Annotated in this window: 11 protein-coding genes; 1 reads left to right on the forward strand and 10 read right to left on the reverse strand. The window is 61.9% G+C overall.

Translation table 11 applies throughout. The features are described from left to right. Positions 1-53 precede the first annotated feature (53 nt). The 10 genes from CXQ89_RS12185 to CXQ89_RS12230 all read right to left on the reverse strand — a co-directional run bounded on the left by CXQ89_RS12185 (position 54) and on the right by CXQ89_RS12230 (position 14,035). Positions 54-2,936, reverse strand: coding sequence for a glycosyltransferase family A protein (locus CXQ89_RS12185; protein ID WP_104161375.1), 2,883 nt, complete (start codon positions 2,934-2,936; stop codon positions 54-56). Beyond that, positions 2,933-4,192, reverse strand: coding sequence for a nucleotide sugar dehydrogenase (locus CXQ89_RS12190; protein WP_104161376.1), 1,260 nt, complete (start codon positions 4,190-4,192; stop codon positions 2,933-2,935). The genes CXQ89_RS12185 and CXQ89_RS12190 overlap by 4 nt, the downstream gene beginning before the upstream one ends. A 126-nt stretch (positions 4,193-4,318) precedes the next feature. Beyond that, positions 4,319-5,605 (reverse strand): UDP-N-acetyl-D-mannosamine dehydrogenase, encoded by a 1,287-nt coding sequence (wecC, locus tag CXQ89_RS12195; protein ID WP_104161467.1) that lies wholly within the window; start codon positions 5,603-5,605, stop codon positions 4,319-4,321. Further along, positions 5,586-7,493 (reverse strand): glycosyltransferase, encoded by a 1,908-nt coding sequence (locus CXQ89_RS12200; protein ID WP_104161377.1) that lies wholly within the window; start codon positions 7,491-7,493, stop codon positions 5,586-5,588. Before CXQ89_RS12200 ends, wecC begins: the two co-directional genes overlap by 20 nt. After that, complete coding sequence (locus CXQ89_RS12205) at positions 7,494-8,393, reverse strand: ABC transporter ATP-binding protein (protein ID WP_181032310.1); 900 nt, start codon at positions 8,391-8,393, stop codon at positions 7,494-7,496. It lies immediately after the preceding gene. Continuing rightward, complete coding sequence (locus tag CXQ89_RS12210) at positions 8,380-9,291, reverse strand: ABC transporter permease (protein ID WP_104161378.1); 912 nt, start codon at positions 9,289-9,291, stop codon at positions 8,380-8,382. Before CXQ89_RS12210 ends, CXQ89_RS12205 begins: the two co-directional genes overlap by 14 nt. Beyond that, the gene (locus CXQ89_RS12215) at positions 9,291-11,036 is read right to left on the reverse strand and encodes a glycosyltransferase (RefSeq protein WP_104161379.1); all 1,746 of its coding nucleotides are present in this window, start codon (positions 11,034-11,036) and stop codon (positions 9,291-9,293) included. Before CXQ89_RS12215 ends, CXQ89_RS12210 begins: the two co-directional genes overlap by 1 nt. Beyond that, positions 11,033-12,238, reverse strand: coding sequence for a glycosyltransferase family 4 protein (locus tag CXQ89_RS12220; RefSeq protein WP_104161380.1), 1,206 nt, complete (start codon positions 12,236-12,238; stop codon positions 11,033-11,035). Before CXQ89_RS12220 ends, CXQ89_RS12215 begins: the two co-directional genes overlap by 4 nt. A 71-nt stretch (positions 12,239-12,309) precedes the next feature. Continuing rightward, positions 12,310-13,029, reverse strand: coding sequence for a hypothetical protein (locus tag CXQ89_RS18365; protein WP_181032311.1), 720 nt, complete (start codon positions 13,027-13,029; stop codon positions 12,310-12,312). Between the two features lie 4 nt (positions 13,030-13,033). After that, the gene (locus CXQ89_RS12230) at positions 13,034-14,035 is read right to left on the reverse strand and encodes an LCP family protein (RefSeq protein ID WP_104053800.1); all 1,002 of its coding nucleotides are present in this window, start codon (positions 14,033-14,035) and stop codon (positions 13,034-13,036) included. A gap of 95 nt (positions 14,036-14,130) precedes the next feature. Here CXQ89_RS12230 and CXQ89_RS12235 point away from each other — a divergent pair, with 95 nt between their 5' ends. Next, positions 14,131-14,607 (forward strand): DUF3515 domain-containing protein, encoded by a 477-nt coding sequence (locus CXQ89_RS12235; RefSeq protein WP_104053799.1) that lies wholly within the window; start codon positions 14,131-14,133, stop codon positions 14,605-14,607. Position 14,608 lies beyond the last annotated feature (1 nt).

Raw genomic sequence — 14,608 nt, forward strand, 5'->3', positions numbered from 1 at the left:
GTTAATCAACATACATTTTTACGGCCCTTGTAATTTACAGTGACTTGTGAGGACTAAAGCAGCGCAACACTCTCCGCAGATTCCTGAGAACCATCAAGCTGGCTCTCTGCGATCAGACCTCTCAGCCGGTCTGTATAAACTGCAGCGGAGTAGTGGTCTTGGACGTACGCACGAGCACGACGGGACTGATCGCTGTAGAGGTTCGGGTCCTTCCAAAACCGCGTCACAACAGAAGCGACTTCGGCAGGTTCTGCATAGACGGCTCCGTCACCGAAAGTCGCAGCCATATATGGCGGGAGAATAACCACCAAGCCGGCCTCCATAGCTTCAGCCGCAGCCATTCCAAAGGACTCAATGGTCCGGGAGCTGTGGTAGTAAACCCAGAAGTCCAAGCCCACAAGATAATCTCGGACGTCTGCGCCCCCAAATGGTGTGACTGTCAGGGCCCCGAGTGCGGGCTCCGGTATCGACTCTGCAATAGAATCGATACCGCCCAGAATATGAGTCTCAAACACATCAGGCTGGCAGTAAGCACCCAAGAAATCCTGCAGGGTATCCGGCCACTTCAATCGGTTGTCTCTTGAGTGGCGGCCCACGCGGGGTAGGCGGGAGGCCACGAACCGGCGAGTCTCGGGCTTGACATCAATGAACCCGGGCCAGTCATAAGCGGCCACCTTGACGTTGCCTGCCACTTCCTGGACCAGCTTCCGTGTCACTCCGGATTCCGGAACCACCAATGTTTCTGCCCGGAAGCACGAGACAGTGTTATCGACACACTGCTCCAGATCGTAGACGCTGCCCGATCCCCCAGCCAAGACGGGAGCCGTATTGGCCACCAAAATACACGATGCAATATCTGCATCAGAATACAAATTATCCAAGAACTGCGCTACGGATGGATGGCGCACGATCAAAAGCGCTGCACTGTACTTATCCCGAAGGCGCAACAATGAAACCCGTTGTTCCAATAAGATGTCGAGCAATGCAGGCGAAAAGGCGGTACCCGGCTTATTCAGTGGGGAATCGAGCTGAAGCACGCCGACCCTGAGACCCGCGTCAGCCGCCGCTTGAATTTCGTTGACGGTGAGGGATGTGGTGCCGCCGGGAAACCGGAAATCGGTAGCAAAGACCACATCAAACCGGCCTTTGTGCTTCCCCCGCCATTCGGGCAGCATGTCCAGAGGCGCGGCGAAGTTTCGATCCATAGATCGGCCGCCCGTGATCCCCTGCTTGTGAGCCTGGGTGTATGACTCCAAGTAGATGAGACGTGCGGGTTCGATATAACCCCGGTCAAGTTCACCGTGAGTCAGGGAACCGACGCGCGTCCGGGTGAATGACATCGGCACTGTGCCGATAACATCGACCTGCTTTCCCGTGACGTTTTTAATGCGATCCCGAAATTCGGCATCCGCACCCCTGTTCACAGAGTCCCATTCACCAATCAGGTCAAGAGAAGACCGGCGGAACATGATCGATGAATAGTTGGGCTGGGTGAAACTGGTGTTGTTATTGATCCGGAGGAATGACAAATCCTCCGTGACCCGAGTATGCAGACTCATGTTGGCAAAGTTGTCCGTGTTGCTGATAAGAGGGGCAGCTTGTCTTTCTATCTTTTCCGGATGTGACCAATCGTCGTCATCGTGAACCGTGATTAGCTCGCCCCGAACGTGCAGAAGTGCGGCGTTCCTAGCCACGTATGCCCCAGCATTGACGGCCTGTTCCAGCAAAATAACATTGTCAAATTTGGCGCAGATTGTCCTCAGCTTTTGAACATGAAGCTCAGATGAACAGTCATCGACAACAATGATTTCAATGTTTTTCCATGTCTGCGCCTGCAGCGACCGCAACGCGGTCTCGATCAACGCAGACCCGTTATGTGTCGGCATAATCACCGAAACAAGAGGCTGACGGTTTTTGGATCTCTTTTCCGCGGCGTTTGTTTCAGGCGTGGTCAACCGGTCCAGCGGCGCCCCCGACCCCGGGGATAACGAAACAGGAGATGCAGCGTCGAAAGCAAGGACCCTGTTGATTTTGTCCAACCACGGAGACCAGTCTTCGGTGGTGTAACTGCCGGATGGCCGGATTAAGTTTGCGGTCAGCAGCGCGGTTTGTACAGCGTCTTTGCCTGCTAAATGGAACTCTTTAATCCGCTTGCCCGCATCCTTTGCACGCCCCTCGTCGACAAGCGCCTCTACATACAGGCGTCGGTCGGTTTTCCCGAGCGCAGCGGCGCCGAAGACTTTAATGGCTAGCTCGAACAGCAGAATGGAGGTCGCGGCGTCATTGGACAGAATACGTTGATTTGCCACGACGCGGGCCAGGGCCAGCAGATCCTTGGGCCGCCAACGAGCGACCACTTTCCCCAAGTTGTCCACTCGTACGGCCCTGCTGCTCCGGGCTATTTGCAGCAGATCCTTGTAGTTGTACTGCAGTCCTGTCGCAGACCGCGCGAAGACGTCGCGCATCGCGAGGCTCCTCGTTCGCAGTGCGAAGGTCTCAAAGGACGCAAGTCCTTGGGCCGCGCGCCAGGCATATTCGTACTCAGGTCCAATGCCGAAATATCTGCCGCCATGGCCAAGTGAATTTCCCACGGTCGGATCTACGGAACTGACTGGCGCTACTGATCCGACGCTGGCCGAAAGACCGGTGCTTGCCTCGATGCGTTTCGAAGCTGCAGCTTGGCGCTGGCTGAGACGCAAAATATCTCGGCGGATTGATGTTGTCTTGAGGGTGATTGCACGGAGCACCAGGATTAGGGCGCACAGGACGGCCAAGAGCATCCCCACGATGGCAGCGTCGCGACCGAACGACCAGCCAAGCGCGGAGGATATCAAGGCAGCAATTCCGAATACAGTACCTCCACCGAGGATGAACAGCTGCTTAGGGCTTATGCCGAATGACTTGGCGACCGACAGTTTATTAGTCTCCAGTCTCACAGACGAATCGCCTTTTCACTCTTGGTGGCTCCCCTGGTGTCGAAGAAAAGGGACGCCTTCGAAGCAAGTGCATCTACGTCGTAGCTCTCATGATTCTGCAGGAGTATTACGGCGTCGGCGTCCATAACAGCCTGTTCCAGCTCGGATTCCCGCTCATACTCGGCATTCCCGAGCTTCCATGTCTGAATCTTGGGGTCATGAAAAGAAATCGTTGCGCCCTTTGCCTTCAGCAGCTCGCCAACAGGAATGGCAGGCGACTCGCGCTGATCGGCAATATTCTTCTTATAGGTGACGCCCAACAGAAGTACCGTCGCGCCCTTCATTGCCTTCGACTGGTCGTTGAGGGCGTCCTGGAGTCGTTCGACAACATATTTTGGCATTGCTCCGTTGACCTCTTCAGCGAGTTCAACAAACCGGAACGGAACTCCAAGCTTCCTTTTCACCTCGTAGCTGAGGTAATTCGGATCGATGGGGATGCAATGACCGCCCACTCCCGGGCCGGGATAGAATGCTTGGAACCCAAAAGGCTTGGTCGACGCAGCGTCGATAACGTCCCACAAATCGATCCCTAGTTCATGACAAAAGCGGCTCATCTCGTTTACAAGCGCTATGTTGATGTGCCTGTACGTATTCTCCAGGAGTTTGGCAGTCTCTGCTTCTCTGGCGCCTCGGACAGGAACCACTACGTCAACTACCGATTGGTAGAATTCCAAGGCGCGAGCGGTGGAAGCGGGCGTCACTCCGCCCACTACCTTAGGCGTGTTCTTTAGACCATAAGTGGGGTTCCCCGGGTCAATGCGCTCGGGCGAGAAAGCGAGATGGAAGTCTCTGTCCACAAGCAGTCCGTCTGTTTCAAGGAGCGGGCGAATAAGGTCATCCGTAGTCCCCGGATAGGTGGTCGACTCAAGAACTACTAAGGTTCCAGGCATCATATATCTTGCAATGGATTTCGTTGCTCCGATGACAGCGCTTAAGTCCGGCTTTGAAGCTTCCCCCAGCGGGGTGGGGACGCAAATGACCACCGTGTCGGCGCCTGAGATCACTGACGGATCAGTAGCAGCTTTATAACCAGCTTCAAGCATTCGCTCGATATCGCCGTCGCTCACGTCGTCAACGTGCGATTTTCCGCTGTTCAAGCCGTCAACTGTGCCCCGGTTCAAATCCAAGCCCGTAACCGTTAGGCCTGCAAGAGTAGCCTCTAAGGCAAGGGGTAGCCCAACATAGCCTTGGCCGATTACTACTACTTTATTGTCCAACCTATTGCTCCTTGAAATCTCACAAATATTTGATTTGTCTCGCTATTACCAACGGTATTTCACTGCGCCCGTGGTCAAAAATTACCGGGGAAATCTTTCGCCTGACATTATTCGAGGCAAAGCGCCCTACGAGCGCCAGAATCCCCTTGTGTCAATGACAGCCTTCCCGGCCAGCTGCTCGGGGCGGATCTCCCGAAACGTGTCATGGTCCACCAAAAGGACAACGGCGTCAGCGGCAGCAATCGCTTCATCGGTCACCGTCGACACGACGTTCGGCAGCGGGGCCAGCTCATCGGGAAGGGTGGCTCCGAGGAAGGACCGTCCCACCAGAATCTGTGCCTGGGGGTTTTCCAGTGCCAGCCGGCGGACAATTTCCACCGCGGGTGATTCACGGGTGTCATCAATGTTCGCTTTGAAGGCCAGACCCAGCGCTGCAATGACGGGAGTCTCGATCCCTTCCACCGCTGTCAGCACCTCGGCAATGACGTGTCCGGGCTTGGCATCGTTCACCTCGCGGGCGGTGCGGATCAGGCGGGAATTCTCCGGATCCGCGGAAACAATGAACCACGGATCCACGGCAATGCAATGGCCGCCCACGCCGGGGCCGGGCTGGAGGATGTTCACGCGCGGGTGGTGGTTCGCCAGCTCAATCAGGTTCCACACGTCGATGCCGAGGTTGCTGCTGATGACGGAGAGCTCGTTGGCGAATGCAATGTTCACGTCCCGGTAGGCGTTCTCCACCAGTTTGGCCATTTCAGCGGTGGCCGCGTCGGTGAGGTGGATGCGTCCCTGACAGAACGTGCTGTACAGGCCGGCGGCGGCGGTGGCAGCCTCCGGGGTCAGTCCGCCAATGATGCGGTCATTGGTGACCAGCTCGATCATGATCTTTCCGGGCAGCACACGTTCGGGGCAGTGGGCAAACAGCACGGCGTCCTTGCCGCCGTTGGCCTCAGCGGACAGGTCAGGACGCAGCGCCAGGATAACGTCCGCCATCCGGCGGGTGGTGCCGGGAGGCGAGGTGGACTCGAGGATGACCAGGTTGCCGGGACGGATCCGGGCGGCAATACTGCGGGCGGCCTGCTCCACGTAGACCAGGTCAGCAGTCTTGTCATCCTGGAACGGCGTGGGCACGGCTACGATGTAGGCGTCTGCTTCCGGCACGCTCCCCTGCGCCGTGAGATGCCCCTGGCTCACCGCACCGGCCACATGGACCCCCAGATCGGGTTCGATGAACGGCACCCGGCCTTCATTGACGGCCTCGACAGTGTAGGGATTCACGTCCACACCGATCACGTGCAGTCCCTTGCCAGCCAGGATGGCGGCGGTGGGCAGCCCAATGTAGCCCAGCCCGACGACGGCGACGGTAGAGATCTCCGTCGCAGCCTCGCCGGCGTTATATGTCTGTGTGTTCATGTGGTCCCCCATAAAATTTCAGGTCTCCGGACGCCAGCAGTGCGGCGTCCTCCACCTGCCATGTGTGTCCGGTTGCTTCCCGGACCTGAAAGTAGTTGAAACGGTCTGATGAGTAAATGCGTTTGCCCGCGGCTGCAGCCTGCCGCAGGAAGCCGGTGTCTTCGCCCAGCCCCAGCGCGGGGAAGGGCAGCTCCAGAACCAGGTTCCGGCGGGCCATGATGGTGGGGCCCATGACGAAGTCCGTGTACCGGTGCTCACGGTGTCCGAACCGCAGCACCGTGGCGTTGGAGGTGCGCAGGTGCATGTAATGCGCCTGTTTGCCCACAATGTCCGCACCCGAATAGTGCAGGGCGTGCAGCTGGTCGCTGAGATAGTTGGGGCCGTAGTGGTCGTCGTCGTCCATTTTGGCCACCACCTCTCCGGTGGCGGCAGCGGCGCATCTGTTCAGGCATTCGCCCAGTGACACGTCGCGGCCGGCGGTCAGCAGCTGCACCTTGGCCACCCCGTGTGCGGTTTGCAGCTCTTCGAGCCGCCCCGGTTCCAGCTCGAACCCGTGAGTCAGGAGCACCAGTTCCACGTCGACGTTCCGTTGACGGGCGATGGTGGCGAACAGGCTGTCCAGTTGGTGCGGGCGGATGGTGGGCACCAGCGCCGAGACGCCGGGCCTGCTCAGGGGGCGGATACGGTCCGGCAGCGCGGCCGCCAGAACCGCTTCAGCGCGGTGTGCATAGGTGTGCTGCTCCCAGATGCGGCGCTGGGCAAGGTGCACGGTCCTGTCGTTGTACTCCGGGTTGGAGGCCAGGCTACGGCTGAGTGCGGCAGCTTCCTCCCGGGTGGATGCCACCGGAACCTCCGTGGGAGCGAAGAACTGCTCCACGGCCGCGCTGGGCGTACTGATCACGGGGGTGCCGGCGGCACTGATTTCGAAAATACGCCGGGCACACATGCTGGGTGAATCCACCACGGAGTTCACATTGAGGAACACTTTGTACGCCTTGTAGGCGGAGAGCATCTGCGGGTAACTCAGGGAACCCACCACCCGGGTGTCCAGAGGTGCCGGGAACTGATAATTGGTGTCCCCGCCGAGCTTGCGGGAAAAGATCTCCAACCCCGTGCCGAGTTTTGCCGACGCGTCCATGGCCCCGCCCAGGAGCAGGTCCATCTGGTCCCGGCGCTCCGGATACTTGTGCGCAAAGTACATGCCGGCAAAGGCGATGTCCCGGGAGTGCCGGCCGTGCCGGGGACGCACCGGGTTGTGGATGGCCGGCTGCGCGGCAAAAGCAAGCACACCAATGTTCCCGTGGCCGAGGTCCTGCCGGTAGAAGGGGACCCGGCGTACGTCGGAGGTGAAGACATGGTCAAAAAGTGCTGCTGCAGGCAGGAAATCCTCGTAGTGGGGCGGATCTTCCTTGTTCCAAAAGACCGTGGGGATGCCGTTTTGGCGGCTCCACTGGAGCAGTTCCACGAGTTCGGGAGCAGGACCGGACGGACCGGCGAGTTTCCCGCGCCAGAGCCGGTTGTTGCCGGCCCAGGCCGATTCGATGAAAACCAGATCCACCACTGTATCTGTCATCTGCTGCTGCCAGGATGCCGGATCCAAAGCCACGGTGTTCCACTCATGGGCAAAAGCCATGGCGGAGAATTCGTCCAAAATGACACCGACTGTAAGGTCGCTCCTGCGCGGCTCCGGCGTGGGCAGCGAGGCCGCGGGGATGGATAACCGGCGTGCTGAACCGCGGCCTATCCACCCGGCTTCCACTCCTCGGGTGTTGGCTGGATCCGCGAAGCTACGCTCTGCCCGGCTCCGTATTTTCCATTCCTGTACCTGGGCGGGACCGCCGGCGCGCAGGTGCCAGAGTCCGGTGCGGACATCGGCAAGCAGGCCCATCTAGTGGGTCCTCATGCTGCGGCGGCCGGTGGAACGCTCCATCACGCGGGTGACCGTCAGGGATTCCATGGCGTCTGTCCGGATTTTCGCGGCACTGATGTTGTTGCCCTTGGAGAGGTGCCGGGTGAAGTCTTTGTAGGCATTGACGACTGCCTTGGGCTCGCCGTCCATCAGCAGGTCCCCTTTGTCGATCCAGACGACGCGGGTACACATTTCCAGGATGGTATCCAGGCTGTGGCTGACCAGAAAGACGCAGCCGGCATTTCTCCGCAATTCGTCCATCCGCTTCTTGCTGCGGCCTGCGAACTGGGCATCGCCGGTGTTGAGTGCCTCGTCGATCAGGAGGATTTCCGGATCGATGCTGGCGGCGATGGCAAAGCGGAGCCTGGACGCCATCCCGGAAGAGTAGGAGCGCATCGGCAGGTGAATGGCCTTTTCCAGTCCGGAGAGTTCGACAATTTCATCAAACTTCTCCGCGATCTGCGACTTGGACATTCCCATGGCCAGGCAGCCCAGCACCACGTTGTGGTCGCCGGGGAGTTCGGGAACCAGCGCAGCGTTGACGCCCAGCATGACCGGGGTGCTCACGGCGTAGACGGCCCCTTTAGTGGGTTTGACCTGCCCGCTGATGAGTTTCATGAGGGTGCTTTTGCCGGACCCGTTGCGGCCCACAATGCCAATTGATTCGCCGCGGACCGCCACCAGTGACATGGGGTTCAGCGCGTTGACGGTGACCAGGTTGGGTTTTGCCATCACGCGTCGCAGAAGTCGTGCGGTGCCGCTGGACGTGTCATCCGCGGCCGGTGCTTCGCTGGACGGCACACGGTAGCGCATGCTCACTTCATCGATGACGATGCATGGGTCCTCGCGGAGATATTCCAGGTCCTTAACCGCGTCCATAGGTTTCCTCCGCCCGCCAGAAGTAGACGGAACCAATGGCAAGCGCGCCAAGTGCCCAGCAGCTGAGGACGGCCCAGGACTGCCAGTCCGGCACTGTGTTGTAAAGCAGCACGTCACGGACGATGTCCAGGACATTGAACAGCGGGTTCAGTTGAATGATTTCGAGCAGGACCGGCTGGTCGATGAACCGTTCGTAGGAGTAAAAGACTGCTGAAGCGTACATCCAGGCCCGCAGGGCGAAGCTCAGGAGGTGCACCACGTCATTCACCTTGGAGATCACCCGGGCCAGGATCAGCCCAACCCCCAGGTTGAAGATGCTCTGCAGCAGCAGGGCCGGAATGATCAGCAGTCCCAGCCAGGAGATCTCCTCGGTGGGCGGGATCACCAGGACAATGAGCACCATCACGATGAACACCGGAATGTTGGCGAGCAGCTCGCGCAGGTTTACGGCAATGGGCAGGGTGGCCCGGGGAAAGGAAAAGGCCTGGATGACGGCCCGGTTCTGCTGGATGGACCGGCCGCCGTTGGTGATGGCGCGCGAGCTGTACTGGAAGAGGAAGATGCCGATCACGAGGTAACCGATGAAGTTCTCAATGCCTCCCCCGGTGCCCAGCAGCAGCCCGAAAATCAGGAAGTAGGTCAGCCCGTTCAGCACCGGGTTCAGGATCAGCCAGATGCTGCCCAGCCGGTCCCGGCGGTTTCCGCTCTGCACCCGTGACTTGGCGTCATAGAAAATAAACTCGCGGTAATTCCAAACCTGGACAACGTAGTCCACAAAACCCGGGCGCGCGCCCACGCGCTGCAGTCCCCGGACATCCACGGACAACGGTTTCACCTGGACTTCGGACGGGGAATCCGCCTGCGAGCCGGACTGGGGATCCGCCTTGATGCCGGCCATCAGGACGCTACCGTCAGAGAGCCGTACTTCTCCACGCAGAGCTCCGCGTTGGCATGCCAGGTCCGGGTGGCCAGAACGTGCCGGCGCCCGTTGACACCCATCCGGGTGCGCAGATCGGCATCGGCCAGCAGATGGCCGAGCGCTGCTGCCAGGGCCGCGGGGTCTCCTGCGGGCACCAGGGTGCCGTTGCCGCCGTCGTTCACCAATTCCCGGAGCGCCGGCAGGCTGCTGGCCACCACGGGGGTGCAGCAGGCCATGGCTTCCACGGGTTTCAGCGGGGTAACCGCTCGTGTCACGTTCAGATCCTTCCGGGGCACCACAAATATGTCGAGTGCCTGATGATACAAATGTGCGTCCTGACGGGATACACGGCCCGGGAAAACTACCCTGCGGTCTATCCCCAGCTCGGCGGCGAGCGCCTTCAATCCGGGTGCCGCCACGCCGTCGCCGGCGATGAGGCAGGTCAAAAGCGGATACTTCGGTGCAAGCACGGCGAACGCCCGCAGCAGGTCGTCCAGGCCTTCATAGTCAACCAGACTGCTCACGGTTCCAATAATCTCGGTGTCCGCGGGCAGCCCGAGCTTTACGCGCGCTTCACGCGGCGCCAGCGGAGCTTTCAAGTAAAACTCCCCCACCGCGTTGGGCAGGAGCACAATCTTGGCCGGGTCCACTCCGGCGGCGGTAATCTCCTCGGCCATCACCGTGCCCAGAGTGGGCACCAGCGAAGCGCGGTTCATGATCCGGGCCTCGGCGGCTTTGAAGTCTAGGTACCGCTGGCTGCTCCGGGCCTCCTCGGACCGGGTGGATGCCCAGGTGTCAGCCAACTGACCGCGGACCTCGTACACCCATGGAATACCGAGGGCTTCCGCCACGGCGGCGGTGACCAGACCGTTGGTGAAGTGCGTGGTGGTGTGCAGCACGGCGGGCCGGAGTGCCCGGGCCAGTGCAAGCATGTCTTCGGCTTGGCGCTGCAGCCGGCGGTCCATGCCGAAAGGCATCCGGGCCGGGAGCAGCCGGTGGTACACCACGCCGTCGATCACGTCCGTATCCCCGGCGCCCAGCTTGCCCACCTGCACGGGATAGCCCAACCGGGTCACGGCATGGACGTTCCAGCCCAGCTCCAGCTGGGCTTTGAGGATGGAGTGCGTCCGCTGCGCATAACCGCTCTGGGTGTGCGGCAGCGAATTGGTCAGGACATGGAGCACCGTCCGGGGCTCCGGCTCATACCCCGGTAGCGGCGCAAGCTTTGGCTGCCAGCCGGCGAATACCCGTGCTTCGGCCGCGAGGCGGCGCTGCTGGGCGAGTTCCCGGCGGGATCCCCCGTCCAGGGCGCTGACCGCTTCGCGGGTGTTGCCGTTGTACCAGTTCAGCCGGGCCGCGGTTCCCCGGCGGCCTCCGGCAGCCGGCGGGACGTCTTTCAGGAGCTCGGCAGCAAGGTCAGGCAGTCCGGCAGCCGTGGCCAAATCCGCCATCCGCAGGCGCTGGCCGTCGCGGGCGCCGCTCTGCCCGCAGGCACGGAGGTTGGCTTCCAGCCTTTGCTTGTCCCCGCGGAGCAGGGCGTCCAGGGAGGCCAGGGTGCCCCGGCCGGGGACGCGGGCTGCCGTGTCCAGCAGCGGGCGCAGTACGCGGGGAGGAAGACGGCGGGAGATTTGGAGCGCCAGGACCACCGGATCGTCGCCCAGGTGTTCGACGGCGGTTCCGCCGGCCAGCCGCAGATTGCGCACGAGTGTGCTGAGACGGTTCACGGGGTGGAAACCCCGTCCACCAGGGTGGTCAGCAGTTCGGCGTAGGCGTCAGCCAGGGCATCCACATTGGCATTGTCATGAACCCAGTCCCGGCCGGCCGTTCCGGTCAGCAGCCTGGACCGGTCAGCCGCGAGTTCGCGCCACAGCTCGGCAACCTTTTCGGGGTGGGCGGACACCACGTCACCGGCTCCGGATTCTTCGATGATCTTGCGGGCCTCGCCCAGCACTATCCCGGTCACATGCCGGCCGACCGCGAGGACTTCATAGGTCTTGGACGGAATGGTGGTTTCAAAGGACTTCCAGTCATCCCGCAGCGACACCACGCAGGTGTCCGCGTGCCGGTAGTGTTCCATCACTTCGGCGCTGCCCATTGCCGGATCGTGGAACACCACCGGGGCGTCCAGTTCCCTGGCGAGGGCTATCAGTTCCCGGCGCTGGACGCCGTGTCCCACGAGGCTCAGCCGCACGCAGTCCCGGGCCAGGGCGGCCGCACGGATCACGATGTCCAGGCGCTGGCTCTCGCCGTGGTTGCCGAGATAAAGCACGTTCAGGAATTCCGACTGCTCCGGCGGCGGCATCAGCAGCTCGCGGACTGACACGTCAACGCCGTTGCTGACTGTAGCCACGTTGCCCAGCCCGCGGTCCCTGAGCGTCTGCGCGAATCCGTAGGTCACAGTGACAACAAGGGCGGCCCGGTCCTGGATTCCCATGATGATGCGCTCGGCCAGCCCCTTTGCGCTGCCCGGAACCAGCCGCGCGTCGCGGGCAATGTCCGGCCAGGCGTCCCGCATGTCCACAACCAGCGGTGTGCGCAGCAGCCGGGCAGCGAGATAGCCTGCACCAAGGATCGGCAGGCTGGGGACGGTGACAATCACGGCGTCCGGTTTGGGGCCCAGAAGCGCAGCCGGAACGCTGCAGGCTGCTGAGAACAGGTGGTCCGCCAGGCGCCCCAGCCGGGTGGTGCGGTGCCAGAGGTAGGGGACCCGTCGAATCTGTTCCCCGTAAACGCCGGTATCACGGCGGAAGGCGCGGCCCGCTTCTGTCTTGGGCAGTGTGCGCCGGCCGTGGGGTGCGTGCGCTACGGGAGCTACGACGTCGACATCCCAGCCCCGCTGACGGAACGAACGGATGATCTGGGTCCAGCGCCGCTGCGGAGGGCTGTGCTCAGGCGAGTAGGAATGGGTGAGTAAGAGTACCCGCAAAAACTACCCCCAGAGTTGTGCTGTGGCTTGGACCACTGTATAAGACCGTGACAGTCTATCCCTACTGTCCGTTATCTCGTGAAAGCGGCCTTCGCCGAGGATCCGCGCAGCTTAATGTAGTAGAGCGCGCCCACTCCGATAAGTCCCAGAATCACCAGGGTGCGCACCAGCCATCCGCTGCCGTCCGGCCCCTCACTGTCGCTGCTGGGCGCCGCGGCCAGCATGCTGGGCGAGGCGGTTGCCGACGGCGTTGGGGTGGCTGTCGGGGAGGGAGACGTGCTGGCGGTTGCGCTGGCAGTGGGCGACGGCGACGGCGACTCCGTAGGCGACGGCGTGGGGCTGGCCGTCTCCTGGTCATCGGCGATCTCGGTCACGAGGCCGGTTGCAGGGTCCCAGCGGAAATTCGTGTACAGCATGCTCCCGGCTTCGATCAGGTAGCCGGTGCCTGCCTCAATCAGCCATCCGGTGCCCGGGTGAATCAGGAGACCCGTGCCGGGATCAATGACGTATCCGGTGGCGGGATCAATGGCCGGTGCCGGTGCAGCAGGGGCCGGCGCAGGCTCGGGTTCCGGAGCCGGCGGCTCGGGAGCGGGTGCAGGCGGTGCCGGTGCCGGTGCCGGGGCCGGCGTTTCGGAAGGCGGCGGCTGGACGGGGTTTGTTGGCGCTACCGGCGCGGGGGTTTCGGGCGGCGGGGTCTGGACCGCGGATGCGGGAGCAACAACCACTGACAACACGAGCACGGCGGCTGCCGCGCCCATTCCTGCGCGACGCGCCCCAGCTGCAAAACCCACGTTGTTATCCCCTATTGGTTGCGGCCAGGTATTCCCCCATGGCGTCGGTGTCCAGTGCTTCCGCTATCTCAGCGATCGCAGCTGCGTCCTTGACCACAATAGACTGTCCGTCGCTGGAGGTTCCGGCCCCCAGGGTCGGCAGCGTGAACATCTCGATATTTCCGCCGCGCACGTTGCGCAGGGAGAAGGCCAGCTGTCCGGCGGCTGCGGCGTTCAATCCCTCGTCCACGCTGAGATAGGGAGAGATTTCGGAAACGGAGCGGCTGATCTTCACCGGGTTCAACAGAGTCTCCTTGGACAGTGCCGAGGAGACGAGTCCGCTGATAAACGTCTGCTGGTTGCGCACCCGCTGGTAGTCGCCCTCGGCAAAGGCGTGACGCTCCCGGACGTAATTCAAGGCCGAATCCCCGTCCAGGGAAACAACACCGGCCGGGAAATAGTCATCGGCAATGCTGGAGGAGAAGGGCACCGGGTTATTCACGTCCACTCCCCCCAGCGCGTCGGTCAATCCCTTGAACCCCTCAAAATCAATGATGGCCACATGGTCAATGGGTGCATCGAACATGGTCTGGACTGCGTCCACCGCCAGCGGGACCCCGCCCAGCGCCATGGCGGCGTTGATTTTCTGCTCACCGTAGCCGGGGATGTCCGTCCAGGTGTCGCGCATGATGGACATGACGTAGGCGGTGCTTCGGTCCCCCGGTATGTGCACCAGCATCATGGTGTCGGAGCGGGAGGCCTCGGATCCGGGGTCCCTCTCGTCGGTGCCGATCAGCAGGATGTTCTGTGACTTGCCGGCTCTCGGATCCTTGAGCGGGCTGTCGGCGGGAAGCGCGTTTTCGATGGTGGTGGTGCCGCTGTCAAAGCTGCGCGCCAGGCTCCAGAGATAGCCGCCGGCCACCAGGGCAACGGTGAGCAGCAGGACCAGGAGCACCACGGCGGTGGTGCGGACGGGATGCCGGCGGCGTGCGGCGGGCTGCTCATAGTCCTGAAGAAACTGCGTCACAAAAACTCCCTGAAGTTAACGAGTAATGAGCTTAGCGCCCGGCGGCCGGTTCGCCGATTCCGTCCGGACGGCCGCAGGCAGATAACCTTGTATGCATGTTCTCCTCCCGCGTTGCCTTTTCGGCGGCCGTTCTTGCCCTTGCCGCCGGTCTCAGCGCCTGCACCCCCATTGCCGACGTGGAACCGGCTCCGGATGCAGCCAACCCGGACTGCGCCACCATTATGGTGGCTCTTCCCGCCGAGCTGGCGGATCAGCAGCAGCGCGAGACGGACAGCCAGGCCACTGCAGCCTGGGGGGAACCTTCCAAGATCATTCTGCGCTGCGGGGTGCCGGTTCCGGGACCCACCACTGATCAGTGCGCCACGGTAAACGGCGTGGACTGGATTCTGCGGGAAGACGAGTCCACCTGGACCGCAACGACGTACGGCCGCGAGCCGGCGGTTGAGGTCCTTTTCAACCCCGACGAGGTTTCCTCCTCCACCCTGCTGGTGCAGCTGGAAAACTCCATCACGCGCATTGAGCCCACCCGCGAGTGCATCAGCAGCAACGATCTCGAGCTGCCTGCACAGTAGG

The sequence above is a fragment of the Arthrobacter sp. ZGTC212 genome (assembly GCF_002929255.1).
Lineage (GTDB): Bacteria > Actinomycetota > Actinomycetes > Actinomycetales > Micrococcaceae > Arthrobacter_B > Arthrobacter_B sunyaminii.

Coding starts and splice junctions, on each gene's coding strand:
- CXQ89_RS12200 (WP_104161377.1), bottom strand. CDS start 7,493: ATGGGCCTGCTTGCCGATGTCCGCACCGGACTCTGGCACCTGCGCGCC.
- CXQ89_RS12210 (WP_104161378.1), bottom strand. CDS start 9,291: ATGGCCGGCATCAAGGCGGATCCCCAGTCCGGCTCGCAGGCGGATTCC.
- CXQ89_RS12205 (WP_181032310.1), bottom strand. CDS start 8,393: ATGGACGCGGTTAAGGACCTGGAATATCTCCGCGAGGACCCATGCATC.
- CXQ89_RS12235 (WP_104053799.1), top strand. CDS start 14,131: ATGTTCTCCTCCCGCGTTGCCTTTTCGGCGGCCGTTCTTGCCCTTGCC.
- wecC (WP_104161467.1), bottom strand. CDS start 5,605: ATGAACACACAGACATATAACGCCGGCGAGGCTGCGACGGAGATCTCT.